The organism is Agromyces sp. NPDC060279, from assembly GCF_042726785.1.
In the GTDB taxonomy this organism is placed as follows: Bacteria; Actinomycetota; Actinomycetes; order Actinomycetales; family Microbacteriaceae; genus Agromyces.
On sequence record NZ_JBHXBK010000001.1, the window covers coordinates 924,321 to 950,174 of the forward strand.

General features: G+C 74.1%; 20 protein-coding genes. 6 read left to right on the plus strand and 14 right to left on the minus strand.

Translation table 11 applies throughout. The annotated features are described in order from the left end of the window. Positions 1–192 precede the first annotated feature (192 nt). From ACFWE1_RS04340 to ACFWE1_RS04355, 4 genes are read left to right on the plus strand one after another with little or no spacing between them, the layout of a single operon-like run. Complete coding sequence (locus ACFWE1_RS04340; protein WP_376932292.1) at positions 193–2,877, plus strand: hypothetical protein; 2,685 nt, start codon at positions 193–195, stop codon at positions 2,875–2,877. Continuing rightward, on the plus strand, positions 2,874–5,621 hold the full coding sequence (locus ACFWE1_RS04345; RefSeq protein ID WP_376932293.1) for an FtsX-like permease family protein: 2,748 nt from the start codon (positions 2,874–2,876) through the stop codon (positions 5,619–5,621). The genes ACFWE1_RS04340 and ACFWE1_RS04345 overlap by 4 nt, the downstream gene beginning before the upstream one ends. Next, the gene (locus ACFWE1_RS04350; RefSeq protein ID WP_376932294.1) at positions 5,618–6,676 is read left to right on the plus strand and encodes an ABC transporter ATP-binding protein; all 1,059 of its coding nucleotides are present in this window, start codon (positions 5,618–5,620) and stop codon (positions 6,674–6,676) included. The genes ACFWE1_RS04345 and ACFWE1_RS04350 overlap by 4 nt, the downstream gene beginning before the upstream one ends. Further along, entirely contained in the window at positions 6,673–7,389 is a 717-nt protein-coding gene (locus tag ACFWE1_RS04355; RefSeq protein WP_376932295.1) for an ABC transporter ATP-binding protein, read from the plus strand. The genes ACFWE1_RS04350 and ACFWE1_RS04355 overlap by 4 nt, the downstream gene beginning before the upstream one ends. On the opposite strand, the gene ddaH is transcribed toward ACFWE1_RS04355, so the two are convergent. From ddaH to ACFWE1_RS04410, 11 genes are all read right to left on the minus strand, one after another. After that, on the minus strand, positions 7,361–8,650 hold the full coding sequence (ddaH, locus tag ACFWE1_RS04360) for a dimethylargininase (protein WP_376932296.1): 1,290 nt from the start codon (positions 8,648–8,650) through the stop codon (positions 7,361–7,363). The genes ACFWE1_RS04355 and ddaH overlap by 29 nt on opposite strands. A 90-nt stretch (positions 8,651–8,740) precedes the next feature. Next, positions 8,741–9,835 carry a Glu/Leu/Phe/Val dehydrogenase dimerization domain-containing protein gene (locus ACFWE1_RS04365; protein WP_376932297.1) on the minus strand — a complete coding sequence of 365 codons (1,095 nt, stop codon included), beginning with the start codon at positions 9,833–9,835 and terminating at the stop codon, positions 8,741–8,743. 127 nt (positions 9,836–9,962) lie between these two features. Further along, positions 9,963–11,573 carry a bifunctional phosphoribosylaminoimidazolecarboxamide formyltransferase/IMP cyclohydrolase gene (gene purH, locus ACFWE1_RS04370; protein ID WP_376932298.1) on the minus strand — a complete coding sequence of 537 codons (1,611 nt, stop codon included), beginning with the start codon at positions 11,571–11,573 and terminating at the stop codon, positions 9,963–9,965. Next, positions 11,570–12,163 carry a phosphoribosylglycinamide formyltransferase gene (gene purN / locus ACFWE1_RS04375; RefSeq protein WP_376932299.1) on the minus strand — a complete coding sequence of 198 codons (594 nt, stop codon included), beginning with the start codon at positions 12,161–12,163 and terminating at the stop codon, positions 11,570–11,572. Before purN ends, purH begins: the two co-directional genes overlap by 4 nt. A gap of 2 nt (positions 12,164–12,165) precedes the next feature. Further along, positions 12,166–13,488, minus strand: a complete 1,323-nt coding sequence (locus ACFWE1_RS04380) for a DUF6350 family protein (protein WP_376932300.1) — start codon at positions 13,486–13,488, stop codon at positions 12,166–12,168. Between the two features lie 58 nt (positions 13,489–13,546). Further along, complete coding sequence (locus ACFWE1_RS04385) at positions 13,547–14,974, minus strand: hypothetical protein (protein WP_376932301.1); 1,428 nt, start codon at positions 14,972–14,974, stop codon at positions 13,547–13,549. A 127-nt stretch (positions 14,975–15,101) separates the two neighbouring features. Continuing rightward, on the minus strand, positions 15,102–16,004 hold the full coding sequence (gene sucD, locus ACFWE1_RS04390; RefSeq protein ID WP_189083774.1) for a succinate--CoA ligase subunit alpha: 903 nt from the start codon (positions 16,002–16,004) through the stop codon (positions 15,102–15,104). A gap of 13 nt (positions 16,005–16,017) precedes the next feature. Beyond that, complete coding sequence (sucC, locus tag ACFWE1_RS04395; RefSeq protein WP_243567519.1) at positions 16,018–17,181, minus strand: ADP-forming succinate--CoA ligase subunit beta; 1,164 nt, start codon at positions 17,179–17,181, stop codon at positions 16,018–16,020. 194 nt (positions 17,182–17,375) lie between these two features. Beyond that, entirely contained in the window at positions 17,376–17,645 is a 270-nt protein-coding gene (locus ACFWE1_RS04400; protein ID WP_376932302.1) for a helix-turn-helix transcriptional regulator, read from the minus strand. Beyond that, positions 17,642–18,481: an ABC transporter permease gene (locus ACFWE1_RS04405; protein WP_376932303.1), complete on the minus strand. Its 840-nt coding sequence runs from the start codon at positions 18,479–18,481 to the stop codon at positions 17,642–17,644. The genes ACFWE1_RS04400 and ACFWE1_RS04405 overlap by 4 nt, the downstream gene beginning before the upstream one ends. Next, entirely contained in the window at positions 18,478–19,359 is an 882-nt protein-coding gene (locus ACFWE1_RS04410; RefSeq protein ID WP_376932304.1) for an ABC transporter ATP-binding protein, read from the minus strand. Before ACFWE1_RS04410 ends, ACFWE1_RS04405 begins: the two co-directional genes overlap by 4 nt. A 141-nt stretch (positions 19,360–19,500) precedes the next feature. Between ACFWE1_RS04410 and ACFWE1_RS04415 the strand changes: the two genes are divergently transcribed. Together ACFWE1_RS04415 and ACFWE1_RS04420 are read left to right on the plus strand one after the other, a co-directional pair. Beyond that, positions 19,501–20,340: a DUF72 domain-containing protein gene (locus ACFWE1_RS04415; protein WP_376932305.1), complete on the plus strand. Its 840-nt coding sequence runs from the start codon at positions 19,501–19,503 to the stop codon at positions 20,338–20,340. Positions 20,341–20,392: 52 nt separating this feature from the next. Further along, entirely contained in the window at positions 20,393–21,115 is a 723-nt protein-coding gene (locus ACFWE1_RS04420; RefSeq protein WP_376932306.1) for a VIT family protein, read from the plus strand. A 6-nt stretch (positions 21,116–21,121) separates the two neighbouring features. Here ACFWE1_RS04420 and ACFWE1_RS04425 read toward each other — a convergent pair whose 3' ends face one another. From ACFWE1_RS04425 to ACFWE1_RS04435, 3 genes are read right to left on the minus strand one after another with little or no spacing between them, the layout of a single operon-like run. Continuing rightward, on the minus strand, positions 21,122–22,228 hold the full coding sequence (locus ACFWE1_RS04425) for an FUSC family protein (RefSeq protein WP_376932307.1): 1,107 nt from the start codon (positions 22,226–22,228) through the stop codon (positions 21,122–21,124). Continuing rightward, entirely contained in the window at positions 22,225–24,693 is a 2,469-nt protein-coding gene (locus tag ACFWE1_RS04430) for an ATP-dependent helicase (RefSeq protein ID WP_376932308.1), read from the minus strand. Before ACFWE1_RS04430 ends, ACFWE1_RS04425 begins: the two co-directional genes overlap by 4 nt. 46 nt (positions 24,694–24,739) lie before the next feature. Continuing rightward, positions 24,740–25,771: a hypothetical protein gene (locus ACFWE1_RS04435; RefSeq protein WP_376932309.1), complete on the minus strand. Its 1,032-nt coding sequence runs from the start codon at positions 25,769–25,771 to the stop codon at positions 24,740–24,742. Between the last annotated feature and the right edge of the window lie 83 nt (positions 25,772–25,854).

The following is a 25,854-nucleotide window of genomic DNA, read 5'->3' on the forward strand; positions in this document are numbered from 1 at the left end:
CGGGTCCTCCTGCGTCATCGTCTCGTGATCCATAGCCTGCCGAACTCGTGGTGCGACAGCCTTACAGACTATTCAGAGTTCCGAGTGGTATGCAAGTCCCCGGTGCGGGGTAAGCTGTCCGAATTCGACGCCGGCGCACCGCTGCACCGATCGCCGCGGCGACCCGAACCCTGCATCGAGGAGGCTCCGCGCGTGGCATCCGCCCGGCTGGCACTGGCTCGTGCCCGTGCGCGCTCGGGCGTGCTCGCAGGCGTGGCCGCCGTCGTCCTCATCCTCGCCGGTGTCGGCACCGCGATCCTCGATCAGACGGCCGGGGCCGCCGTCACCGGCCTGCGCGAGCGCGTGGCCGCCGCCTCCGGAGCCGACGGAGCCGTGCGCTGGGAGATCCGCCGCTCGAGCGACCCCGAGGCCCAGGCCGAGGCCGGTGCGACCGTGCTCGACCGTACCCTCCCTGCCAAGACGATCGGCTGGGACCGCTCGGCCGAGAGCTCCCCCGTGCCGCTGGCCGACGGCACCGCGCCCGACGGCACCGACGCCGACGACGGCACCGCGCCCGACGACACCGAGACCGACGACACCGACGCAGCGCCCGAGACCGGCCTCGTGCTCCTCGCCGACCCGGCGATCGCGGAACGGGCGCAGCTCGTCGACGGGGTCTGGCCGGATGCTGGGGGCGCCGACGAGGCATCCACCGTCCCGACCGCCGTGCACCAGGGCGCGGCGGACGCGCTCGGGCTCGCGCTCGGCGACACGGTCGAGCTCGCCGACCGTCGCCTGCAGATCGTCGGCACTTGGCTGCCCGACGACGCCAGGGCGCCCGCCTGGTTCGGCGAGCCGCTCATCGCCACCGGCTCGGCCGACGGAGCCGCCGGCCCCTTCCTCGTCGACGAGGCCGCCCTCGACGGGCTGCCGGTCGCCGTCCGGGTGCGCTGGACGGCGACGCCGGTCATCGACGCGCTCACCCCGGACTCCGCGCGCGAGCTCACCGGCGACCTCGCGCGCACGACCCCGGCGCTCGCCGCGCAGCCGGGCATCGGCGAGGACAGCCTGACCCGGCTCGGCGGCCTGCCCGCCACGATCGCCGCGGCGACGACCGGCCTCGACGCGGTGCGCGCGATCACCCCGTTGCCGCTGCTGCTGCTCGCGGCGGCCGGCATCGCGGCCCTCGGCCGGCTCGGCACGCTGCTCGCCGGCGCCCGCCGCGGTGAGACCGTGCTGCTGCGCGCCCGCGGGGCCGCGACCCGGCAGCTCGTCGGCTGGCAGGCCGGTGAGGCGGCGGCCGTCGGCGCCCCCGCGGCGATCCTCGGCGCCGCGGCCGGCGAGCTCGCGCTGCTCCTGCTCCGCCCGGGCGAGCCACGATCGCTGTGGATCTCCGCAGCGGTCGCCGCCGTCTCGGTGCTCGTCGCCGTCCTCCTGCTCGCGGCGAGCGCGTGGGGCGAGGCACGGCGGCCGGTCACCCGCTCGGCCGGCGACGACAGCGGCCGGGGCACCCGCGCCGCCGCCCTGGGCGGCACGATCCTCATCGCGGTCGCGGCGGCCGTGTCGCTCTGGCAGTTCCGGCTCTACGGCTCCCCGCTCGTGCGCACCGCCGACGGCGGCACGGCGGTCGATCCGCTCGCGGTGCTGGCCCCCGTGCTCGTGCTGCTCGCGCTGGCGCTCGGCGCCCTCGCGTGCACGCCGTTCGTCTCCCGGCTGCTCGAGCGCCTCGCCTCGGCGCGGCCCGGGCTCGTGCCCTCCCTCCCGCTCCGCCAGCTGGCCCGGCGGGCGCCCATGTTCGCCGCGGCCTCCTTCACCGCGATGCTCGGCGTCGCCGGCATCGTGCTCACCGCGAGCGTCGCGGGCAGTTGGCAGCGCTTCGACGCCGACGCCGCCGCACTCGCCACGGGCGGCGAGGTCCGGGTCCTCGGCGCCGCGGACCCGGCCGCGGCGGCCGAGGCCGCCGCAGCGCTGCCCGAGGTGGTCGTCGAGCCGGTGGTGCGGCGCGAGATCCGCGTCGGCCCGGAGACGGCGACGCTCATCGCCACGGGGCTCGACGTCCTGCCTCAGGTGGCGCCTGGGCTCCCCGACGACGTGCAGGGCGCGATCCGGGCGATCGACGCGGCGGATGCCTCGCTCCTCCCGGTCGCGATCGACGAACGCCTCGCCGCCAGCACGAGCGCGGGCCCCGGCGACCGCATCTCCCTCCGCCTCGGCAGCGCCGACGGCACGATCGACGCGCGCGTGGCCGCCGTCGTGCAGGCCGTCCCCGGGGCGGGCGAACTCGGCGTGCTCGCCGACCGCGCCGAGCTCGACGCCGCCGTGACGGAGGCCGGCGCTCGCACGCCGAGCGCCGACGAGCTGTGGATCGGCGCCGATGATCCGAATGCGGTCGTCGCCTCCTTCGACCGGGACCGCCCCGGCGGCGCAGTGGCGCTCGCCCGCGACGCGGCGTCGACGGCGAGCCTCGTCTCCCCCGCGATCACCGCGCTCTGGCTCGGCGCGATCGGCGCCCTCGCCGCCGCGCTCGCCGCCCTCATCGCCCTCGCCGCCGCACTCGGCGCCTCCCGGCGGGGCGAGGTGCTCGTGCTCCGGGCCCTCGGCGCGCCGGCGGCGATGCAGGGCCGGGCGCGCTTCGCCGAGCTCGCGGCGGCGGTCGGCACCGCGATGGTGATGGGGGCGGCGATCGGCGCGCTCGCCGCCTGGGCGAGCGCGGCCGAGCTCGCACGCGCCGCCGTGCCCGGCGCGCCGGCCGCGCTCACCCCGGCCATCGTGCTCGACTGGTGGCCGCTCGGCGCGGCGCTCGGCGCGTTCGCGCTGGCGACCGCCGTCGTCGCCCTGCTCGCCGCCCGCGCGGTCACGGTCGCCGCGGGCCGCCCCGGACGAGAGGAGGTGCGATGAGCCGACACTCCCGGCTGTCCGCCGCGGGCCTCGTCGGCCGGCAGTTCCAGGCCTCCCCCACCGCCTCGGTGCTGCTGGCGGTGCTCGTCGCCGTCGCCGCCTTCGCGGCGGTCGCGCTGCCCCGGGCGATCACCGCGCTGCACACCGAGTCGCTGCAGCAGTCGATGGCGGCCGTCGCGCCGAGGGAGCTCGACCTGACCGCGTCGACGAGGGACCGTCCGCCCGTCGGACCCGGCGAATCCACCCTGCCCGAGGACGTCGCCGCCGTCTGGGGCTCGCAGGCCGAGCAGGCCGAGCAGATCCGGGCGCGGCTGCCCGAGGAGCTCCGCGACGTGCTCGGGCCGCCGAGCGCCGTCGTCGTCGGCGACCCGGTGGTCGCGAGCACCGCGGAGCAGGGCATCGGCAGCACCATCTTCCGCGTCCAGCCCGGCTTCGACCCGCGACTGCGCGAGCACGCCGAGCTGAGCGAGGGCGACTGGCCCGCGCCCTTCGACGGCGCGGTGCCCGGCGAGGAGCCGATGGAGGTCGTGCTCTCGGTCCCCGTCGCCGAACGCCTGGAGTGGGCGGTCGGCGAGACCCGCACCCTCGATTTCCCGACCGGCCGAGTGCCCGCGGTCGTCACCGGCACGTACACCGCCGTCGATCCCGCCGATCCGTTCTGGAGCCATGTGCCGACGGCGCTCCGCGCGAATCGCGAGCAGGTGGGCCTCAGCCCGCCCATCATCACGGGCGTCGCCATGTTCGACCCGAGCTCCTGGGAGACGGTGCAGTCCGTCTCGCTCCCGATCGAGCTCCAGGTCTGGTTCCCGCTCGAGTACGGGGAGGTCCGCGCGAACCAGGTGACGACCCTGATCGACGAGCTCGGCGAGGTCGAGTCCCGCATGGAGCCGCTCGATCAGAGCGCCGTGACCCTGTCCTTCCGCACGGCCGACAGCATCACCTTCCGCAGCGGACTGCGCGAGGTGCTGATCCAAGCGCGCAGCGAGGCGGTCGCGGTCGACGCCGTGCTCGCCACCGTCGCGTCCGGCCCGATCGGTGTCACGATCGCCGTGCTCGTGCTCGGCGCGCTCGTGGTGTTCGAGCGCCGCCGCACGGGCCTCGAGCTCGCCGCCGCGCGCGGCGGGTCCACCGGCCAGCTGCGCGCCGTGCTCGGCACCGAGGGCGCGCTCATCGGCCTGCCCGCACTGCTCGTGGGCGGCATCGCCGGCACCCTCGCCGTGCGCGCCGAGGCCGGCGCGGGCGGCTGGTGGCTCGCCGCGGCCTTCGCGCTCGCCCCCGGCATCCTGCTCGCCGCCTCGGCCGGGCAGCTGAGCCCCCTGCGCCGCGCGAGGGTCGATCTCGGCGGCGCCCCGGCCCGCGGCCGCTGGATCGCCGAGCTCGCGGTGACCCTCCTCGCCGCCACCGCGGTCGTGCTGCTGTTCCGCCGCGGGCTCGCGGGCACCAACGCGACGGGCCCGGCGAGCGTCGACCCGCTCCTCGCGGCCGTGCCGCTGCTGCTCGCCCTCGTCGTCTGCATCGTCGTGCTGCGCGTCTACCCGCTGCCGCTTCGCCGCCTGGTGACGGTGCTCGAACGCCGGCGCTCGCTCGTCGCCTTCCTCGGGGCGGCCCGCGCGCTGCGCGACCCGTCCGCCGGGCTGGTCCCCGTGCTCGCGGTCGTCGTCGGCGTCGCGGTCGCCGTGTTCTCCGCGGTGCTGCTCGGCACCGTGCGAGGCGGCATCGAGGCATCCGCCGACGTGCAGGTCGGTGCCGACGTGCAGCTGCACGCGGGGCCGCTCACGACCGCGCAGCTCGACGAGCTCCGCGCGATCGACGGGGTCGAGGCCATCGCCCCCGTGTACTCGACGGGCTCCGCCCCGCTCGAGCTCGACGGTCAGCGCCGACCGACCACGGTCGTCGTGGTGGACGTCGCCGAGATGGCCGCCGTGCAGGAGGGGCGGAGCGGCGTGCTGCCGCTGCCGGCGGCGCTCGGCGCGGGAGGCGCCGACGACCGCCCGGTGCCGGTGCTCGCCTCGGGCGCGCTCGCCGAGCGGCTCGCGAGCAGCGACCGGGTCCGGCTCGACGGGCAGGAGATCGACGTCGTCGAGGGCGTCACCGCCGAGACGGCGTTCACGCCGCGCCGCGACTGGCTGCTCGTCGACCGCTCGAAGGCGCGGCCGTTCACCGACACGCTCGTGCCGCGCACCGTGCTCATCCGGGTCGCGCCCGACGCCTCCGTCGAGACGGTCGCGGACGCCGCCGTCGCCGTCGCCGGTGACGGCGCGACCGCGGAGACCCCGGATTCGCTGGCCGAGTCCCTGTCGGCCAGTCCGGCGGCGCGGGGCCTCATGGTCGCGCTCGCGATCGCCATCGTGCTCACGAGCCTCGCCACGGCGCTCGCCATCGTGCTCACGCTCGTGGTCGGCCGCCCCGCTCGGGAGCGGCTGCTGCCGCTGCTGTCGACGCTCGGCCTGCGCCGTCGCGAGGAGCGGACCCTCGTCGCCTGGGAGATCGGCCCGGTCGTCGTCGCGGCGGTCGTCGCCGGCGCGGCGCTCGGGCTGCTGCTCCCGGTGGTCGTGCTGCCGGCCATCAACATCGCCGCGTTCACGGGCGCGATCGTCCAACCGCCCATCTCGGTCGACCCGCTGCTCGTCGGCGGGGTGCTCGCCGGCGCGATCGCGGTCTCCGCGATCGGCGCCTGGGTCGCCGCGAGCATCGGGGGCCGGGTGGATGCCGCCAGAGCGCTCCGCAAGGAGGAGGAATCATGACCGACGTCGCCGAACCGCACATCCTCTGCGTCGACCTCGTGCGCATCTTCAGCGCCGACGGGGTCGAGGTGCAGGCGCTGCAGGGACTGAATCTCCGGGTCGAGGCGGGCGAGATGGTCGCCGTGGTCGGCGCGTCGGGCTCCGGCAAGTCGACCCTGCTGACGATCCTCTCCGGGCTCGACACCGCCACCGCGGGCGTCGCGCGCGTCGCCGGGCACGATCTGCTGACCATGGGTGCCCGCGAGCGTGTCGGGTATCAGCGGCGCACCGTGGGCTTCATCTGGCAGCAGACCTCGCGGAACCTCCTGCCGTACCTGACCGCCGCCGAGAACCTGGCGCTCGCGATCAACGTCGCGGGCACCGCGAAGGGCAGCGCACGGGCGCACCGGATCGCCGAGCTCCTCGAGCTCCTCGAGGTGGCCGAGTTCGCCGACCGCCGCCCGGGCGAGCTGTCCGGCGGCCAGCAGCAGCGAGTGGCGATCGCCGTCGCCCTCGCGAACGCTCCGCGGGTGCTGCTCGCCGACGAGCCGACGGGCGAACTCGACGAGGCGACGAGCGCCTCGGTGCTCGAGGCGATGCGCCGGGTCAACGAGGAGCTCGGCGTGACGACGCTCATCGTCACGCACGACCCGACCGTCTCGGAGCACGTCCGGCGCACCGTGCAGATCCGCGACGGCCGCACGTCCACCGAGGTGCTGCGCTCCACACGGCTCGACGAGCACGGCGCCGAGCAGGCGGTGGCCGAGGAGTTCGCCGTGCTCGACCGAGTCGGCCGGTTGCAGCTCCCGCACGACTTCGTGGCCTCGCTCGAACTGCGGGAGCGGGTGCGGCTCGCGCTCGAACCCGACCACGTGGGCGTCTGGCCCGGCCACGAGGGCGCCCCGCCGCCCCGGCCGCGCGAGCCGGCGCCGCACGAGCCGGTGCCGCACGAGCATGAGCCGCACGCCGACGACGCTCCGCGCCGCCGCGGTCGGCACGCGGCGCCCGAGCCCGGCGCCGGCGTCGGCAGCGGCGCCGACTCCGACCAGCCCGAACCGAACGGAGGAGCCGCATGACCGCCGCGCTGCGCGCCGAATCGATCACCCGCACCTTCTCTGGGCGGGCGGGCGAGGTGCACGCCGTGCGCGACGTCTCGCTCGAGGTGCGCCCCGGCGAGCTCCTCGTCGTGACCGGCCCCTCGGGCGCCGGCAAGACGACGCTGCTGAACCTGCTCGGCGGCCTGGACCGACCCGATGCCGGCCGCGTGCACCTCGGCGAGCTGGAGCTCTCGGCGCTCGACGAGACGGCCCTCGCGGAGGTGCGCCGCGACCGCCTCGGCTACATCTTCCAGTCGTTCGGGCTCATCCCGGTGCTGTCGGCGGCCGAGAACGTCTCGGTGCCGCTCCGGCTGCAGCGGGTCGAGCCCGCCGAGCGCGAGCAGCGCGTCGCCGAGGCCCTCCGCCTCGTCGGGCTCGCCGAGCACGCGGCCCAGCGGCCGTACGAGCTCTCCGGCGGTCAGCAACAGCGCGTAGGCATCGCCCGCGCCCTCGTCGCCCGCCCGCAGCTGCTGCTCGCCGACGAGCCGACCGGGCAGCTCGACAGCGGCACGGCCGCGCAGGTGATGAACCTCATCGGCGAGCTCGTCCACGAGCACGGCGTCGCGGCGGTCGTGACGACGCACGACCCCTCGCTCGTGAAGCGGGCGGATCAGCTGCTGGAGCTGCACGACGGGGTCGGGACGCCCCGCCCGGCGCCGGGGCTCAGCGCACCCGGACCGACAGACAGGTGACGCAGCCCTCGAGCTTCTCGAACTCGCTGATGTCGACCGTGAGCACGCGGTAGCCGAGCCCCGACAGCAGCTCCGCCGTCCGCGGAGCCGCCGCCGACATCAGCAGCGTGTCGTCGGAGAGCAGCACGACCGCGACGCCCTCGCGCTCCGGCACCGGCAGGAATCGCGGGAACAGGCTCGGCGCGTCGACGAGCTCGGGGTGCCCGATCACCGTGCCGTCCGGCAGCGCCGTGACCGCGCTCTTCAGGTGCAGCGCCCGCGTCACGGGCACGGCGACGACGGTGTAGTCCCGCCCGTCGAGCAGGGCGCGCAGCTGCCGGATGCCCTCGGCGTTCGTGCGGCTGGAGGCGCCCACGTACACGGTGCGGCCGACCTTCAGCACGTCCCCGCCCTCGAGCGTGCCGGGCGCCTCGATGCGGGCCAGCTCGAGCCCGGGCAGGTCGCGGACGCTGCGCTCGACGCCCTCGGTCTCGCCGCGCCTGGAGGCCGCGCCCGGACTCGTGATGACGGCCAGATCCTCGAAGAGTACGACGGTGTCCTCGACGAATACCGAGTCGGCGAGCTCGGGCGCCGCGTCGACCTCGACGGTCTCCCAGCCCTCGGCGACGAGGGTGGCGCAGTAGTTGTCCCACTGCTCGTCGGCCTTGGCCTGGTCGACGGGCAGACGCTCGAGGTGGGTGAGCTCGCCCTCGGCGAGGTTCGAGGCGGGGATGCGGACGAGGGCGATGCGCCGGGGCGTCCGCTCCGGCTGGTACGACTGGATGGCCCGGGCGACGAACGGGGCGAGCCACAATTCGCCGAACGTCACGAGCAGCACGAACACGAGGTTGAGGCTGACGAGCGAGCCGACGACGAAGAGGAACAGCTCGCCCGAGATGCCGCGCCCCGTGGCGAGCACGGTCACCGTGGTCGCGAGGATGGCCGCGAGCACGGCCGCCGCGAAGCCCGAGATGAGCGCGAGGAACCAGGTGCGCAGGGCGCCGGCGGCGTTCGAGATCGCGAGCAGCGCGGCCGCGAAGAAGCCGGCGAGGGCGAAGTGCCCGGTGAGCTGCACGAACACCTCGGGCGTGTGCCCGTTGCCGATGAAGAAGGCGAGCAGGGCGCCGAGGAACCCCAGGGCGCCGACCGCCGCGGCCGAGCCGAGCACGGCGAGCACCGCTCGACCTCCCCCGGTGCGGCGGGCGGGCGCGGGTCGCGTGGCTGGCTCGGTGGGATCGCCGCCGGTTTCGTCGGCGGGATCGACTGGCGCGGGGGACGTCATGGTCACCGAGCCTAGCGGCCGGGCCGCGGGCGGCGCGTCTCCGCTGCCGCCCGCGCTCCCGGCCGTCTGCTCGTGCCGGCCGTCACCCGATCAGCCCGCGGCGTGGAGCCGGGCCAGGGCGAGCCGCTCGGCGGACTCGAGGGTGGTCGAGCCCGAGGCATCCGCTTCGCGCAGGATCGCGCCGATCGTGTCGCCGATGCCCGCGATGCGCTCGTCGAGCTCGGCGGCCGTGACGCCCGGCGTGGAGGCCAGGTCGAGGTAGACGACCCCGCCGGCGTTCACGACGAAGTCGGGCGCCCACACGATGCCGCGCTCGCGCAGCCGGTCGGCGACGCCGCGCGCGGCGAGCTGGTTGTTCGCCGCACCGACGACGGCGCGCACCCGCAGTTCGGAGACGACCTGGCCGGTGAGCACGCCGCCGAGCCCGCAGGGCACGAAGACGTCGGCCTCGACGAGGTGGGCCTCGGCGGGCGAGACCCAGGCGGCCCCGAGCTCCTCGGCGAGCGCCCGCTTGCCCTCGAACACGTCGGTGACGGTGAGCCGGGCGTCGCGGGCCGCGAGCATGCGGGCGAGTCGCCCGCCGACCTGGCCGAGCCCGGCCACGACGAAGTGGCGGCCGGCGGGGTCGGCGGAGCCGAAGACGTGCTCGAGCGTCGCGAGCATGCCGGCGAAGACGCCCGCGGCGGTGGCATCGGCGGGCTCGCCGACCCCGCCGGCCTCGGCGGGCAGCCCGCAGACGTGCTCGGTGCGCTCGTGCACGACGGCCATGAGCTCGGCGCTCGTGCCGACGTCCTCGGCGGTCATGTACGCGCCGCCGAGCGACTCGACCGCGTCGCCGAGGTCGAGCATGGCGTCGCGTCGGCCGGCCTCGTCGAGCTCGACCCCGGACGGGATCGCCACGACCGACTTGCCGCCGCCGCGCGCGAGTCCCGCGGCGGCGTTCTTCATCGTCATCGCCTGGGAGAGCCGCAGCGCGTCGCCGAGCGCATCGGTCCAGTGCTCGTAGCGCCAGAGGCGGGCCCCGCCGAGCGCCTGGCCGAGCACCGTGGAGTGCACGGCGACGATGATGGTGAGCCCGGATCGCGGCCCGCGGGTGATGAGCACCCGTTCGTGATCGGGGGCCGCCTGGGGCAGCTGGACGTGGACCTCGGTCGCGGCTGCGGCCGGTGCAGGGGTGATCGACATCGATCGGTTCTCCTCGGACTCTGACGCCTCGTGGGCATGCTTGTGCGAGCGCCTCGTGAGCGCCCGTCGCTCCCAGCGTACCGCCCGGCGGAGCGCGCCGGATCCGGGGCCGGACCCCGGCGAGGGATCAGTGGAAGAAGTGCCGTTCCCCGGTGAAGTACATCGTGACGCCGGCGGCCTTCGCGGCTGCGACGACCTCCTCGTCGCGCACCGATCCGCCGGGCTGCACGACGGCCTTCACGCCGGCGTCGAGCAGGATCTGCAGGCCGTCGGCGAAGGGGAAGAAGGCGTCGGATGCCGCGACCGAGCCGGCTGCGCGCTCCCCCGCCCGCTCGACGGCGAGCCGGCAGGAGTCGACCCGGTTGACCTGCCCCATGCCGACGCCGACCGAGGCGCCGCCCGAGGCGAGCAGGATGGCGTTCGACTTCACGGCGCGGCTCGCGGTCCAGGCGAAGGCGAGGTCGGCGAGGGTCGCCTCGTCGGCCGGCTCGCCGGAGACGAGCGTCCACTCGGTGACCGGCGCGAAGCTGCGGTCGGCCTCCTGCAGCAGCAGGCCGCCGGAGACCTGCTTCAGCTCGACCGCGGTGGGTGCGAAGCCCTCCGGGAGGGTGAGCAGGCGGAGGTTCTTCTTCTGGCTGAGCAGCTCGACCGCCTCCGCCTCGAAGGCCGGTGCGACGAGCACCTCGGTGAAGATGCCCGAGACGGTCTCGGCCATCTCGCGGGTGACGGTGCGGTTCGCGGCGATCACGCCGCCGAACGCCGACACGGGGTCGCACTCGTGGGCGCGGCGGTGCGCGTCGGCGATCGGGTCGGCGGCGTCGGCGGCGGCCACGGCGATGCCGCAGGGGTTCGCGTGCTTGATGATCGCGACGGCCGGCTCGTCGAAGTCGAAGGCGGCGCGAACGGCCGCGTCGGCGTCGACGTAGTTGTTGTAGCTCATCTCCTTGCCGTGCAGCTGCACGGCCTGGGCGATGCCGGGGCGGCCGCCGTCGGTCGCGAAGATCGCGGCGCGCTGGTGGCTGTTCTCGCCGTAGCGGAGGTCGGCCTGCTTCTGCCAGGTGCCGCCCACCCAGGCGGGGAACGGCGACACCGAGGCGTCCTGGTCCGGTGCGACCGCACTGCCGATCCAGCTCGCCACCGCGACGTCGTAGCTGGCGGTGTGCCGAAACGCCTCGCGGGCGAGCTGCTGGCGCTGCGCGAGCGTGGTGCCGCCGGCCGCGACCGCGGCGATGACGTCCTCGTAGCGGTCGGGCGAGACGACGACGGCGACGTTCGCGTGGTTCTTCGCGGAGGCGCGCACCATCGCGGGGCCGCCGATGTCGATCTGCTCGACGACGGCGGCGGGCTCCGCCCCGGACGCGACGGTCTCGACGAAGGGGTAGAGGTTCACGACGACGAGCTCGTACGGCGCGATGCCGAGGCCCTCGAGCTCCCGCTCGTGATGCTCGAGCCGCAGGTCGGCGAGCAGGCCCGAGTGCACGGCGGGGTGCAGGGTGCGCACGCGCCCGTCGAGGTGCTCGGGGTAGCCGGTCACCTCGGCGATCTGCGTCACCGGCAGCCCGGCGTCCGCGATCGCCTTCGCGGTGCCGCCGGTCGAGACGATCTCGACGCCCGCCTCGACGAGCGCCGAGGCGAGCTCGGCGAGCCGCCGCTTGTCGCTCACGGCGATGAGGGCGCGGCGCACGGGCACGACGTCCCGCTCGCGGTACAGGCTGGGGTCGATGGCGGGGCCGCTCATGATCGCGCGAGGTCCTTCAGATCGAGGTGGGCGTTGGCGATGTCGAGCACGGCCTCGATGAGCAGGCGGCGTTCGACGGGTTTGATGCGCTCGTGCAGGCTGGCCTCGGTGTCGCCGGGCAGCACGGGCACGCGCTCCTGGGCGACGATCGGGCCGCCGTCGACGGAGTCGTCGACGACGATGAGGCTCGCGCCGGTCTGGGTCACGCCGGCGGCGATCGCGTCGCGCACGGCATGCGCGCCGGGGAACTCCGGCAGGTACGCGGGGTGCGTGTTGATGAGCTGCGGCGAGAACGCGCGGACGACGGCGGGCGGCACGAGCCGCATGAGCCCGGAGAGCACGACGAGATCGGCGTCCCAGCGGCGCACCTCCTCGATGAGCGCGTCGCCCCAGGCGTCGCGGCTCTCGTAGGCCGTGTACGGCACGGTGAAGGTCGGGATGCCGAACTCCTCGCCGAGGGCGAGCCCGTCGGCCTCGCGGTCGGCGCCGATGGCGACGACCCGGGCGGGGAACTCGGCATCGCGGGAGGCTTCGAGCAGCGCGCGGAGGTTCGAGCCGCCGCCGGAGATGAGCACGACGAGCTTCAGCACGCTCAGAGTGTATCGGGTTCGGCCGGGGCCGATTCGGCCGGTGACGTGCGGCGGCCGACGCGGGCCCGGGCGGTGAAGCCGCCGACGATGGCACCGACGGCCACGGTCAGCGCGGCGACGCCGGCGACGGCCCAGCCGTTCGGGCCGGTTTCCGCGAGCCGGCCCGGGCCGATCGCGCCGCCCGACCACCAGGCGCCGAGGCCGAGGATGAGCGCGGCGAGCAGGCCGGCGCCCAGCGCGACGGCGAGCGGATGCCACCACGGCACCTGGCCCGGCTCGGCGGCGACGGGGCTCCACTCGTCGACGCCGTCGTGCTCGGCGTCGTGCTCGGCGACGCGGCCCGCTGCGGCATCCGCGCCGTGGACGGCGACGCGAGAGACGAGGTACGCGCCGACGAAGGCCGCGAGCACGGGCACGAGGAGCCAGAGGGCGGCCATCGGGGCACCGTCGCTCGGCAGCGCCCCGGCGATCGGCAGCCCCGGGACGGGCCCGAGCAGGGTGCCGGCGGGGGTGACCTGGGTGCCGGCGCCGATCGCGAAGCCGGGGCCGAGCAGCCACGACGCACCCCAGAGCACGAGGTTCGGCAGCAGCGACAGCTCCGCGACGAAGATGGCGACGCCGCCGTCGAAGCCCGCGCCGAGCACCTGATGCAGCCCCGTGATCGTGGCGTAGCTCGACACGATCGCCCACGCGACGACGAGCCCGGAGACGGTGAGCACCGCGAACGCCGAGCCGACGCCGACGCGCCACGCGCGCCCCGCGAGTTCGAGCCACTCGTCGGGCACGGCGGCGGGCAGCCGGTCGAGGAGCCGGTCGCGCAACTGCTCCGAGCTCAGCAGGCCGATGAGCACGCCGGCGGCGGTGATCGCCGCCGGCAGCAGCGCCCCCTGCCAGACCGAGGCGTGCGCGGCCGGGTGGCGGGCGGCGAGCGTCGCGACGAGCCCGACGCCGCCGGAGACGACGACGGCCGCCACGAGGCCCACGACGGGCGCTCCGGCGGCGACCGCCCGACGACCGATGCGGCGCGCGACGAGCAGGGTGAGCAGGGCGAATCCGAGCAGGGCGATCGTGATCGGGAAGGCCGCCTCCGCGCCGGGGACGCCGGTCCGGGCGGCCGTGACCTCGTCGAGCTGCACGGTGAGGTCGACCCCGTGTCCGAGGAGCCAGACGTCGGCGGCGGCGCGGAACACCACGTCGAGTCCGAGGCCCAGCTGGAAGTGCATGCCCCAGAGCAGCATGAGCGGCACGAGGGCGATGCCGTAGCCGACGAGCGCCGAGACGAGCGCCTCGAGTGCGGCGAGCAGGGCGACCGTGGTGCGTCTCATGACCCGGTCGAGCCTAGCGGACCGCGCCCGCCTCGCCGCTCGCCACGACGGGGGTGCGTCACTCCCGTCCGCGGGCCGTCGCGACCGCCTCGTCGGCGGCCGCAGCGTGCGCCTCGGCATCCCCGTCCGCCGGCGGCGCGGCCGGGCGCTCCTCGGCCGGGCGGCGCAGGAGCTCGACCAGCAGGATCGCGAGCAGCGCCACGAGCACCGTCGTCACCACGAGCCCCGTCGTGAGCGGCCGGCCGAACAGCACCACGAGCACCGCGATGAGCGCGATGCCGAGGTAGACCGCCGAGCGGAACCGGTCGAGGGCGACGCCGAACGCGCCCGTCGTGACGCCGTGCTTCGCCGCCTGCCTCCGGATCCCGGCGAACATCGCGTTGGAGAAGCCGCGGAGCGCCCGCGCCGGCCGGAATGGGCCGGCCCACCAGGCGATGATCGCCGTCAGTAGGCCCAGCACGAGCCCGGCGACGATCGTGGAGCGGATGAGCTCGATGATCTGCTCGTACAGTGCGCCCGCCGCCCCCGCGGGCATGATCGAGGGGCTCACCGTGCCGACGAAGAAGAGCCGGCCGATGCCGACCCCGGCGGCGAGGGTCGCCATGACGAGCGCGAAGCCGGCAGCGGTCCAGACGAACGCCCGCGGCCGGTTGCGGGCGAGCAGCACGCCGCCCACGAGCATCGCGAGCACCACCCAGGGCAGCCAGGTGCCGACCGCCACGGCGAGCGCGTAGACGGTCTGCACGAGCACGAGCGAGTCCGCCTGGGCGATCGCGATGCTCTGGTTCACGACCGGGATCGCGCTGGCGAAGCCGACGCCCCGGTCGATGAGCTGCTGCTTGACCGTCTCGATGATCGGGCCGAGCTGCACCGAGAGCTGCCCGCCGGGGCCGATCTCGAGGGCCGCGTTCGGGTCGCCCTGGATCGCGGCGATCGCCTGTCGGTGGCTCACCCGCAGGGCCGTCGCCCAGGTGTCGGCGAAGGCGTCGGAGGCGATGACCTGGCTCACCGTCTGCGCGACGAGGGCTTGGAGTCCCTGGGCCGCGGGCCCCTCGAGGAGGCCGAGCGCGTCGGCCGCGCGCGGCGGCAGATCGAGCGAGCGGATGCCGTCGAACACCTGGGAGGTGAGCTCCGGGATGTCGACCTGCTCCTCGATGATCCCGGTGACCGTGTCGGCGACGAAGGCCTGCACCTCCGGGTCGTCGGCGAGCGGGGCGAAGGTCGCCACGAAGCGGTCCGTGTCGACGAGTTCGAGCCGCGCCCAGGAGCTGAGCAGTGCGACCGGCGTGAGCAGCAGGGCGAGCACCACGAGGATGCCGGACAGCACCGAGCGCCAGCGCCCGGACTTCCGTCGCCGCCCGGCGCCCGCCGAGGCATCCGCCCCGTCGCCGCCCGTGCCGTGCTCGGTGTCGCGCGAGCGCAGCTCGCGATTCTCCGCCTCGAGCTGCGCGATGCGCGCTTCGAGGTCCGCCTGCGTCTTCGCCATGATCCCCCCCTGGGCACGACCCTAGCGGCTGGGATGGCGCGGGCGACAGAGCGGGATGCTGGCACGACGAAGGCCCCGCCGGACGGGCCGGCGGGGCCTTCGTGCGGAGCGGACGGGCTCCGGGCGATCAGAGCGCCGCGTACACCTCGCGGAGGAGGCGGGCGGTCTCGCTCGGGGTCTTGCCGACCTTGACGCCCGCGGCCTCGAGGGCCTCCTTCTTCGCCTGGGCGGTGCCGGCCGAGCCGGAGACGATGGCGCCGGCGTGGCCCATGGTCTTGCCCTCGGGCGCGGTGAAGCCCGCGACGTAGCCGACGACCGGCTTCGTCACGTTCGCCTTGATGAAGTCGGCCGCGCGCTCCTCGGCGTCGCCGCCGATCTCGCCGATCATGACGATCGCCTTCGTCTCGGGGTCGGCCTCGAACGCGGCGAGCGCGTCGATGTGCGTGGTGCCGATGACGGGGTCGCCGCCGATGCCGATCGCGGTCGAGAAGCCGAGGTCGCGCAGCTCGTACATCATCTGGTACGTGAGGGTGCCCGACTTCGAGACGAGGCCGATCGGGCCCTTGCCGGTGATGTTGGCCGGGGTGATGCCGACGAGCGACTCACCGGGGCTGATGATGCCGGGGCAGTTCGGCCCGATGATGCGGGTCGAGCCGCCCTTCTCCTTGGCGTAGGCCCAGAACTCGGCCGAGTCCTGCACGGGCACGCCCTCGGTGATGATGACGAGGAGCGGGATCTCGGCGTCGATGGCCTCGATCACGGCGTCCTTCGTGAAGGCCGGCGGGACGAAGGCGATCGAGACGTCGGCGCCGGTCGCGGCGATGGCCTCGGCGACCGTGCCGAACACCGGCAGCTCGACGTCGGCGCCCGAGGCGTCCTGGTGCAGCACGGTGGTGCCGGCCTTGCGGGCGTTCACGCCGCCGACCACCTGGGTGCCGGCCGCGAGCATGCGCGCGGTGTGCTTCGAGCCCTCGCCGCCGGTGATGCCCTGGACGATGACCTTGGAGTCCTTGTTGAGGAAGATCGTCATGGTTCTGCTGTCCTTACGCGTTCGCCAGCTCGGCGGCCTTGTCGGCGCCCTGGTCCATGTTCTCGGCGAGGGTCACGAGCGGGTGCGCCGCCTCCTCGAGGATGCGGCGGCCCTCGACGACGTTGTTGCCGTCGAGCCGCACGACGAGCGGCTTGTTCGCCGCAGAGCCGAGCTCGGCGAGCGCGCCGACGATGCCCTTCGCGACCTGGTCGCAGGCGGTGATGCCGCCGAAGACGTTCACGAAGACGCTCTTCACCTGCGGGTCGCCGAGGATGATCGAGAGGCCGTTGGCCATGACCTCGGCCGAGGCGCCGCCGCCGATGTCGAGGAAGTTCGCGGGCTTGACCGAGCCGTGGTTCTCGCCGGCGTAGGCGACGACGTCGAGCGTCGACATGACGAGGCCCGCGCCGTTGCCGATGATGCCGACCTCGCCGTCGAGCTTGACGTAGTTGAGGTCGAGCGCCTTGGCCTTCGCCTCGAGCGGGTCGGCGGCGTCCTTGTCCTCGAGCAGCGCGTGCCCGGCGTGACGGAACTCGGCGTTCTCGTCGAGGCTGACCTTGCCGTCGAGGGCGATGATCTTGCCGTCCTCGTCGAGGATGAGCGGGTTGACCTCGACGAGCGTCGCGTCTTCCTTGTCGTACACCTCGTAGAGCTTCACGAAGACCTCGGCGACGCGGTCGACGAGCTCGGCCGGGAAGTTCGCGGCGACGGCGATCTCCTTCGCCTTCTCGAGCGAGATGCCGGCGATGGGGTCGACCTCGATGCGCGCGAGCGCCTCGGGCTTCTCGACGGCGAGCTGCTCGATCTCCATGCCGCCCTCGACGCTCGTGAGCGACAGGTAGGAGCGGTTGGCCCGGTCGAGCAGCACCGAGAAGTAGAACTCCTGCGCGATGCGGGCGCCGCCGGCGACCATGACGCGCTTCACGACGTGGCCCTTGATGTCGAGCCCGAGGATGGCCTTGGCCGCCTCGTACGCCTCGTCGGGGGTCTTCGCGACCTTGACGCCGCCGGCCTTGCCGCGGCCGCCCGTCTTCACCTGGGCCTTGACCACGACGACGCCGCCGAGCTGCTCGGCTGCCGCACGCACCTCCTCGGGGGTGTCGGCCACGATGCCGGGGAGCACCGGCACCCCGTACTGCTCGAAGAGGTCTCTGGCCTGGTACTCGTAAAGATCCACGCTCTGCTTCCAATCGGTCCGCGCGGGTTCGCGCAGGGATGGTGGGTGAGGGACCCGGCCCCGAAACTCTCTCGATGTCGAGCTATCGGCACGGGCCGCCTGCCATGCTACTCCCCTTGTTCGACGCCGCCGAACCGGGGTCGCCCGGCGCCCCTCGGGCCGGCGCCGGACGCGTTGCCCGAGCGCGGGCGGGCTCAGCCGCGAGGCATCCCCTCCGGCGCGATCCGGGGGAACTCGTCGAGCGAGAAGACGAACTCGACCGGCACCTCGAAGAAGCGCGCGATGCGCAGCGCGAGGTGCAGGCTCGGGTTGAACTCGCCCCGTTCCAGGTAGCCGACCGTCTGATAGTGCACCCCGATGGCCTCGGCGAACTCCCGTCTGGTGACGCGTCGCTCGGCGCGCAGCATCGCGACCCGGTTGTGCACCAGATCGCTGCGCCCGCCGTCGGCTGCCGCGCCGCTCATGCCCGCTGCAGTGCGGCCTGGCGCCGCAGCTCGATGCCCGAGGCGGTCTCCCGGCGCGCGACACGGCGCAGCAGCCGCGGCGCGAGCAGCAGGCCGACGACGGCCCAGGCGCCGACGACGAGGAAGGCGAGGCCGAACTGCCAGTCGCCGAACACCTCGAACGCGCCGAGCTCGCCGGGCAGGAACGCCCCGCGCAGCGCGTGACCGATCCAGTAGAGCGGCAGCGCGAGCCCGATCGGCTGCACCCAGACCGGCAGCGAGGCGAGCGGCTGCACGAGGCCCGAGACGAAGGCGAGCACGCCGACGACGAGGAACCCCCAGCCGCTCACCGAGCGCGGGTTGCGGAAGACCGTGCCGATGACGAAGCCGAAGGGCGTGAGCGCGAGCGTGCCGAGCACGAGCATGGCCAGCACGATCGCGAGATCCCCGGCATCGAGCCCGAAGCGCCCGCCGAGCATGATCGCGGCGATCACGAGGGTGGGCACGAAGGTGCAGACGAGCTCGGCGAGCGTCTTGGTGACGACGCCGCTCGCGTAGACCGGCAGCCCCCGCGGCAGGGTGCGGGCCCGGAGCAGGGTGCCGTCCTCGCGCTCCGTGACGACGACCGTGCCGAGCCCGTACCCGGCGATGAACACGAGCTGGATCGTGAGGATGCTGGGCAGGATGAACCACGTGAGCGGCACCCCGGGAGCCGCCTTCGCGTCGCGGTACAGCCAGAGCGCCACGCCGACGGCGACGAGTCCGATGAGGATGAAGACCACGTCGGACGGGGTGCGCAGCGAGATGCCGAATTCGGTCAGGCCCCGGCGGAGGCCGGCGCGGACGGCGGTGATCATCGGGCGTCCTCTCTGGCGATCATGGCGAGATACGTCTCCTCGAGGGTCTGGGCGCGAACGACCAGCTCGGTGACGGTCACGTCGGTGCGGGCGAGCAGTTCGCGCACGAAGGGCTCGGCGTCGGCGGCGCTGTGCACCTGCCGGACGCCGTTCTCGCGCCAGCTGATCTCGCTCGCGCCCGGCACGGCGCGGGCGAGCTCGGCGGGGCTGCCGTCGGCGACGATGGCGCCGCGGTCGAGGATCAGGATGCGTCCCGCGATCTTCTCCGCCTCGGCGAGGTCGTGCGTGGTGAGCAGCACCGTCGTGTCGTCGAAGTCGCTGAGCGCGTGGATGAGCTCGTGGAACTCGTGCCGGGCCACGGGGTCGAAGCCCGTGGTCGGCTCGTCGAGGAACAGCAGCTCGGGCCGGCCGATCAGGCCGATCGCGACGTCGAGACGGCGGCGCTGACCGCCCGAGAGGGAGCGGACGAGCGCACCGCGGTGCCCGCCGAGCCCGACGAGGTCGAGGAGTTCGCCGACATCGTGCGGGCGGCGCCCGGTGCTCGCGGCGAAGGGCTCATACAGCGTCGCGAACTGCTCGAGCAGCGGGCCGACCCGCCAGCGCGCGTGGTCGCGCCAGGACTGCAGCACGACCCCGATCCTGGCGCGCCAGGCGTCGCCCGCGGTCTCGGGCGACTCACCGAGCACGCGGACCTGCCCGGCGTCGGGCTGCCGGAAGCCCTCGAGCACCTCGATCGTCGTCGTCTTGCCCGCGCCGTTCGGCCCGAGGAGCGCGACCACCTCGCCGCGATCGAGTCGGAAGTCGATGCCGTCGAGCACGGTGCGCGCGCCGTAGCGCAGGCGCAGCCCGTGCACCTCGACGACGGGAGCGGTGACCATGGGGCATCCTCTCGTCGTTGAATCGCTATCAGATGTAGCACTTATGCTACATCTTTCGCTCGCCGATGCCACCACTGCCCCGAAGCGGCGCCCGCTCGCCACCCCCTTCCGCGACTCCGGCGGCCTCGGAAGACTGGCGGCATGAGCGAGCCAGCACGCCGCCCGCAGGCCCGGGTCGGCATCTCCGGATGGGTGTACCCGGCATGGCGGCGCACGTTCTACCCGAAAGGACTCCGGCAGGTCGACGAGCTCCGCTACGCGGCCGAGCGGATGACCTCGATCGAGATCAACGGCTCGTTCTACGCGCTGCAGCGTCCCGCGAGCTGGCACCGCTGGCGGGACGCGACGCCCGAGGACTTCGTCTTCGCCGTGAAGGGCCCGCGCTTCATCACCCATGTCAAACGGCTCGGCGACGTCGACGCCCCGCTCGCGAACTTCTTCGCCTCCGGCGTGCTCGAACTCGGGTCGAAGCTCGGGCCGCTCCTCTGGCAGCTGCCGCCGACCCTCGCCTACGACGAGGGGCTGCTGACCGCGTTCCTCGAGCGGCTTCCCCGGACGCGTCGGGCCGCAGCGCGGCTCGCCGCCGCGCACGACGAGCGGATGGCGGGACGCCGTGCGTTCACCGTCGAGGAGGATGCCCCGCTCCGGCACGCGATCGAGGTGCGTCATCCGTCCTTCGCCGAGGCCGAGGAGGACTGGGCCGGACTGCTCTCCGGCTTCGGCGTCGCGAGCGTCGTGGCCGACACCGCCGGACGGTACCCCCGCCTCGACCGGACGACGGCCGACTTCGCGTACGCCCGCCTGCACGGCGACGAGCAGCTCTACGTCTCGGGCTACGACGACGCGGCCCTCGACCGCTGGGCGGCGTGGGCCTCGGCCCACCTCACGGCCGGCCGCGACGACTACCTCTACTTCGACAACGACGCGAAGGTGCGCGCCCCGGTCGACGCGATGGCGCTCATCGCCCGGCTGCGCGGGTGAGGCCAGCCTCGGCATCCTGGCGGCACGCGGCGGGCGCTGCAAGACTGCGGACATGACGGATGCCGAGGCAGCCCCCTTCCACCGTGACGAGCCGCACGACCCGCGGGTGCACGAGCGACTGAACTGGCTCCGCGCCGGCGTGCTCGGCGCGAACGACGGCATCATCTCCGTCGCCGCGCTCGTCGTCGGCGTCGCCGCCGCGACGAGCGACAGCGGCCCGATCCTCGTCGCGGGCGTCGCGTCGGTCGTCGCCGGCGCGATCTCGATGGGGCTCGGCGAGTACGTCTCGGTGTCGAGCCAGCGCGACACCGAACACGCGCTCATCGCGAAGGAGCGGTGGGAGCTCGCCGCCATGCCCGAGCAGGAGCTCGCCGAGCTCGCCGGCATCTACCGCGCGAAGGGCCTGAGCGCCGAGACGGCGGACCAGGTGGCCCGGGAGCTCACGGCGCACGATGCGCTCGCCGCGCACCTCGAGGCCGAACTGCACATCGCCGAGGCCGACGTCGTGAACCCCTGGCACGCAGCGGGTGCCTCGGCGCTCTCGTTCCTGGTCGGGGCGGTGCTGCCGATGCTCGCGATCCTGCTACCGCCGCCCGAGTGGCGGATCGCCACGACGTTCGCCGCGGTCGTCGTCGCCCTCGCGATCACCGGCTGGCTGTCGGCTTGGATCGGCGGCTCGCCCCGCGGCCGCGCGGTCCTGCGCGTGGTCGTCGGCGGCGCGCTCGCGCTCGCCGTCACCTGGCTCATCGGCTGGCTCATCGGCGGCGCGGTCTAGTCCTCGCTACGGCCGGCCCGGGTCGTTCGGGGCGATGCTGGGCGTCGCGGTCGTCGGCGGCGGCATGGGCACCGACTCGACGAAGCGCCGCGCGGCGAGCACGGCCACGACGCCGACGGCCGCTCCGACGACGGTCTCGAGCACCCGGTCGCCGAGCAGCCCGATGAGCGGCGCCGGCGACGCCAGGTGCGCCACCGTCAGCGCCATCGGGGTGATGAAGACGAGCGCGGTGCCGTAGTGCCGGCCGACGAGCACCTCCGCGCCGAACTGGCAGATCGCGACGGCCGCCACGAGCAGCCACACCGAGGGTTCGGGCCAGAGCAGCAGCGCGGCGACCGCGACCCCCGCGATCGTGCCGAGCACGCGGTGCACGGCACGCGAGACCGTGTGGGCGGCTCGCGCCGGCGGGATCACCGCGACCGCGCTCACGACCGCCCAGTACGGGTGGCCGGTGCCGAGCGCCAGCGCGATCGCCCCGGCGGCGAGTGCGGCGACGACGTTCTGCGCGACGTTCAACCAGAGCCGCGGATCGGTGTGCCCGCGGCCTCGGATCGGCGTGGTCCGTGGCAGCGGGCGGAACAGCCGCCGCGCGTGCCGGCCGGCGAGCCTGCGCAGCAGCCAGCCCGACATGGCGAGCAGCCAGGCGAACCCGGTCGCCGCCGCCGCGACGCCCCACCGCTGCCACCCGGTGCCGTCGTCGACGGGGAGCGCCGCGCAGACAAGCAGCCCGAAGACCGCGAACAGCGGCGTCGCCGGGGTCACGCCGAGCATGTTGTACGCGACGATGACGGCCGTGACGACGAGCGCGAGCACGGCCGCCTGCACGAGCGGCCCGGCTCCGTTCGCGGCGAGCAGGATGCCGAGCCCGGTCGCCGTGAGCTGCACGACCGCCGCGGTGGTGACCGTGCGGAGCCGGGTGCGGTACGGTTCGCTGCGGCCGAAGATCGCCGTCATGCCGCCGAACGCGGCGTAGGCGGCCCAGTCGATGCGGCCGACCGCCACGAGGATCGCGAGCGGCACCGCGGCGGCGACGGCCGCCCGGAACGCGACCTCGAGGTCGAGCTCCCGGACGGAGCGCCACCAGCCGGCCAACGCGGCGGCCGCGCCGTTCACAGCTTCTCGATGGGGGCGATCTTGATGAGGAGCTTCTTCTGCCCGGCGGTGTCGAAGGCGACGTGCGCGATGCGCTTCGTGCCCTCGCCGGTCACCTGGGTGACCCGCCCCTCGCCGAAGTCGGTGTGGCGGATGCGGTCGCCCGCTTCGAGCGTGAGGTCGCCGTTGTCTCGCACCGTGCCGGTGACCTTGTTCGCCCACTCGGTCTTCGTCGCGGGCGCCCGGGTGACGCTGAAACGGTCGAGGTCGCGCCGCGACTCGAAGCCGCCGCCCCAGCGTTCGGAGCCCCGCCTGGCGTTGAGCGCGCGGGGCTGGGTGCCGCCCCGGCTCGTGGCCATGCCGGGCGACTGCTTCCAGTCGATGAGCTCGTCGGGGATCTCTTGCAGGTACCGGCTCGGCATCGCGACCGCCACCTCGCCGAACTGGGCCCGGCTCATCGCGAGCGAGAGGTAGAGGCGCTTGCGCGCCCGGGTGATGCCGACGTAGAACAGACGCCGCTCCTCGGCGGGGCCGCCGGGCTCGGAGGCGGACATCTGGTGCGGCAGCAGCCCCTCTTCGATGCCGGTGAGGAACACCGCGTGGTACTCGAGGCCCTTCGCGGTGTGCAGGGTCATGAGCGAGACCGTGCCGGACTCGTCGTCGATCTCGTCGGCCGCCGCGACGAGCGAGACCTGGGTGAGGAAGTCGACGAGGGTCGCGCCGGGGTTCTCGCGATCGAAGTCGCGCGTCTGCGCGACGAGCTCGTCGACGTTCTCGGCGCGGGTCTCGTCTTGCGGGTCGCGGCTGTTGCGCAGCGCGTCGAGGAGCCCGGAGCGCTGCACGAGGTGGACGAGCACATCGGACACCTTCGCGGCGCCCTCGTTGGTGCCCGCGTCGAGGCCGGCCTGCGAGGGGACGAGCATCGCCGCGGCCTCGTCGAGCACGTCGGCGAGCGCGGTGATCGCCCCGGTGACCTTCGGCCCGAGGCCGAGCGAGCCCGCGTGCCGCATGGCCTGCCGGAAGCTCAGTTCGTTCTGCTCGGCGTAGTTCGCGATCGCGGTCTCGGTCGCCGGCCCGATGCCCCGCTTCGGCGTGTTCAGGATGCGTCGCAGCGCGAGCTCGTCGAGGGGGTTCGCCACTGCGATGAGGTACGCCATGGCGTCCTTGATCTCGGCGCGCTCGTAGAACTTGGTGCCGCCGACGACGCGGTACGGCAGGGCCGAGCGCACGAAGATCTCTTCCAGCGCTCGGGTCTGCGCGTTGGTGCGGTAGAACACCGCGATGTCGCGGTAGGCGACGCCGTCGCGGTGCAGCGCCTCGATCTCGTCGGCGATGAACTGCGCCTCGTCGTGCGCGGTGTACCCCGTGTAGCCGACGATCTTGTCGCCGTCGCCGTCGGCCGTCCAGAGCTTCTTGTCTTTGCGGTCGAAGTTGTTCGAGATGACGGCGTTCGCGGCGGAGAGGATGTTCTGCGTGGAGCGGTAGTTCTGCTCGAGGAGCACGACCTCCGCCCCCGGGAAGTCGCGCTCGAACTCGGCGATGTTGCGGATGTCGGCCCCGCGGAAGGCGTAGATCGACTGGTCGGAGTCGCCGACGACCGTGAGGGACGCCCCGGGGATGCGTCCGGTGCGGTCGGTGAGCCCGCGCACGAGCACGCCGTGCTGATCGAGCTCGGCGACGATCTCGGGCTCGACGGGACGGGTGAGCTCGTGGATCAGGGCGTACTGCGCGTGGTTGGTGTCTTGGTACTCGTCGACGAGGATGTGCCGGAAGCGCCGCTGGTAGAGCGCGGCGACCTTCGGGAACGCCCGGAACAGGTACACCGTCTCGGCGATCAGGTCGTCGAAGTCGAGGGCGCTTGCCTCGCGGAGCCGGCGGGTGTACTGGCGGAAGATCTCGAGGAACGTGAGCTCCTGCGGATCGTTCGTGTTGACGTTGCGCGCGTACGTCTCGACGTCGGCGAGCTCGTTCTTGAGCTTGGAGATCTTGCCCTGCGCGCCCGCCGGGGTGAAGCCCATGGTGTCGGCGTTCAGCTCTTTGATGATGCGCTTCAGGATGGTGCGCTGGTCGGCCGAGTCGTAGATGGTGAAGGTCGAGCTGAGCCCGAGCGACTCGGCCTCGCGCCGGAGGATGCGCACGCAGGCGGAGTGGAAGGTGGAGATCCACATGCCCTGCGCGCTGTCGCCGAGCAACGCCTGCACGCGCTCGCGCATCTCGGCGGCCGCCTTGTTCGTGAACGTGATCGCGAGGATCTGGCTCGGCCAGGCCTCGCGCGTCTCGATGAGGTGGGCGATGCGGTGCGTGAGCACCCGGGTCTTGCCGGATCCCGCGCCGGCCACGATGAGCAGCGCCGGGCCACGGTACTCGACCGCGGCCTTCTGCTGGGGGTTGAGTCCGTCGGTGAGGCGGCTGCCGGCGCCGTCGCGCACGGGAGCGTCGGCCTCGCGCCAGCCGGCCGGGTCGTCGGGGTCGAGGATCAGCGTCATGTCCCTCCAAGTCTAGGCGGGACCGCCGACACCCGACCCCGCGGGCTCAGGCCGGCGGCTGCGGCGCCGGCGGTTGCTGCGCCGGCGGCTGCTGCCCAGGTGCGGGCGGCGGGGGCGGCGGCTGCTGCCCCGGGACGGGCGGCGGGGGCGGCGTCGGCTGCCCGTACCCCGGCGGCGGAGGCGGCGGGGTCGCCGGCTGCCCGTACCCGGGAGGAGCCGGCGGCGCGGGGTACCCGGGCTGCGCGCCCGGCTGGGCGTACCCCGGCTGGCCGTATCCCGGCTGGCCGTATCCCGGCTGCACCTGCGGCTGGCCGTAGCCCGGCTGGCCGTAGCCGGGCTGCGCGCCCGGCTGCCCGTACCCCGGCTGCACCGGCGGCTGCCCGTAGGCGGGCTGCGCCGGGCGAGGTTCCTTCGGCTCGAACGCGCGCAGGATCAGCGGAATGACCGCGGCGACGACCGCGATGAGCGAGGTGGCGCCCGCGGTGCGCCACCACCAATCGGGCCAGTCGGGCTCGGGGAACGCCGAGGGGATCGACAGCACGAACGCCGTCGCCCACACGAAGATCAGGGTGACGATGCCGGAGATGCGGGTCGCCGGCTTCTTCGCCCGCGCGACGAAGTACAGCCCGTAGAGCTGGGTGAGCAGCAGCGCGAGCCGCAAGAGGATGACGACGGCGAGGAAGCGGCCGATCTGCGCGGCCCAGACGCCCGGGTCGGCGGTGTCGGCCGGCTGCAGCCAGCCGTTCCACACCTTCATCAGGCCGATGGCGACGAGCACCACGTTGACGATGGTCGACGCCGCGAGGTACCAGCGGTTCGGCCCGTCGGAGATCGTGGTGTCGAGCAGCACGGTGCCGGCGAACACCGCGACGAGCAGCATCGTGAGCCACGCCCGACCCGCGACATTGGCCTGGTCGCCGACGATGATGAAGAAGCCGCCGAGCAGGGCCGCAGCCACCAGCATGCCGATGGACAGCCAGAGCGCGACCCTCGCGGTGCGCGAGCGCTGCACCGGTGCGGGGCCTGGAGTTGGGACGGAACCCTGAGCGGGATCGGAACCCGGAGTGGTGCTGGACATCGTTCCTCCTGTCGACGCCGGCCTGTCTGGGATCCCCAGCCTAGCGATACGCGAAGCGCGGGCCGAGGCATCCGCCCGGCCTG

Coding starts and splice junctions, on each gene's coding strand:
- ACFWE1_RS04345 (WP_376932293.1), top strand. CDS start 2,874: ATGAGCCGACACTCCCGGCTGTCCGCCGCGGGCCTCGTCGGCCGGCAG.
- ACFWE1_RS04350 (WP_376932294.1), top strand. CDS start 5,618: ATGACCGACGTCGCCGAACCGCACATCCTCTGCGTCGACCTCGTGCGC.
- ACFWE1_RS04355 (WP_376932295.1), top strand. CDS start 6,673: ATGACCGCCGCGCTGCGCGCCGAATCGATCACCCGCACCTTCTCTGGG.
- ddaH (WP_376932296.1), bottom strand. CDS start 8,650: ATGACGTCCCCCGCGCCAGTCGATCCCGCCGACGAAACCGGCGGCGAT.
- ACFWE1_RS04365 (WP_376932297.1), bottom strand. CDS start 9,835: ATGTCGATCACCCCTGCACCGGCCGCAGCCGCGACCGAGGTCCACGTC.
- purH (WP_376932298.1), bottom strand. CDS start 11,573: ATGAGCGGCCCCGCCATCGACCCCAGCCTGTACCGCGAGCGGGACGTC.
- ACFWE1_RS04380 (WP_376932300.1), bottom strand. CDS start 13,488: ATGAGACGCACCACGGTCGCCCTGCTCGCCGCACTCGAGGCGCTCGTC.
- ACFWE1_RS04385 (WP_376932301.1), bottom strand. CDS start 14,974: ATGGCGAAGACGCAGGCGGACCTCGAAGCGCGCATCGCGCAGCTCGAG.
- sucD (WP_189083774.1), bottom strand. CDS start 16,004: ATGACGATCTTCCTCAACAAGGACTCCAAGGTCATCGTCCAGGGCATC.
- ACFWE1_RS04400 (WP_376932302.1), bottom strand. CDS start 17,645: ATGAGCGGCGCGGCAGCCGACGGCGGGCGCAGCGATCTGGTGCACAAC.
- ACFWE1_RS04405 (WP_376932303.1), bottom strand. CDS start 18,481: ATGATCACCGCCGTCCGCGCCGGCCTCCGCCGGGGCCTGACCGAATTC.
- ACFWE1_RS04410 (WP_376932304.1), bottom strand. CDS start 19,359: ATGGTCACCGCTCCCGTCGTCGAGGTGCACGGGCTGCGCCTGCGCTAC.
- ACFWE1_RS04415 (WP_376932305.1), top strand. CDS start 19,501: ATGAGCGAGCCAGCACGCCGCCCGCAGGCCCGGGTCGGCATCTCCGGA.
- ACFWE1_RS04420 (WP_376932306.1), top strand. CDS start 20,393: ATGACGGATGCCGAGGCAGCCCCCTTCCACCGTGACGAGCCGCACGAC.
- ACFWE1_RS04430 (WP_376932308.1), bottom strand. CDS start 24,693: ATGACGCTGATCCTCGACCCCGACGACCCGGCCGGCTGGCGCGAGGCC.
- ACFWE1_RS04435 (WP_376932309.1), bottom strand. CDS start 25,771: ATGTCCAGCACCACTCCGGGTTCCGATCCCGCTCAGGGTTCCGTCCCA.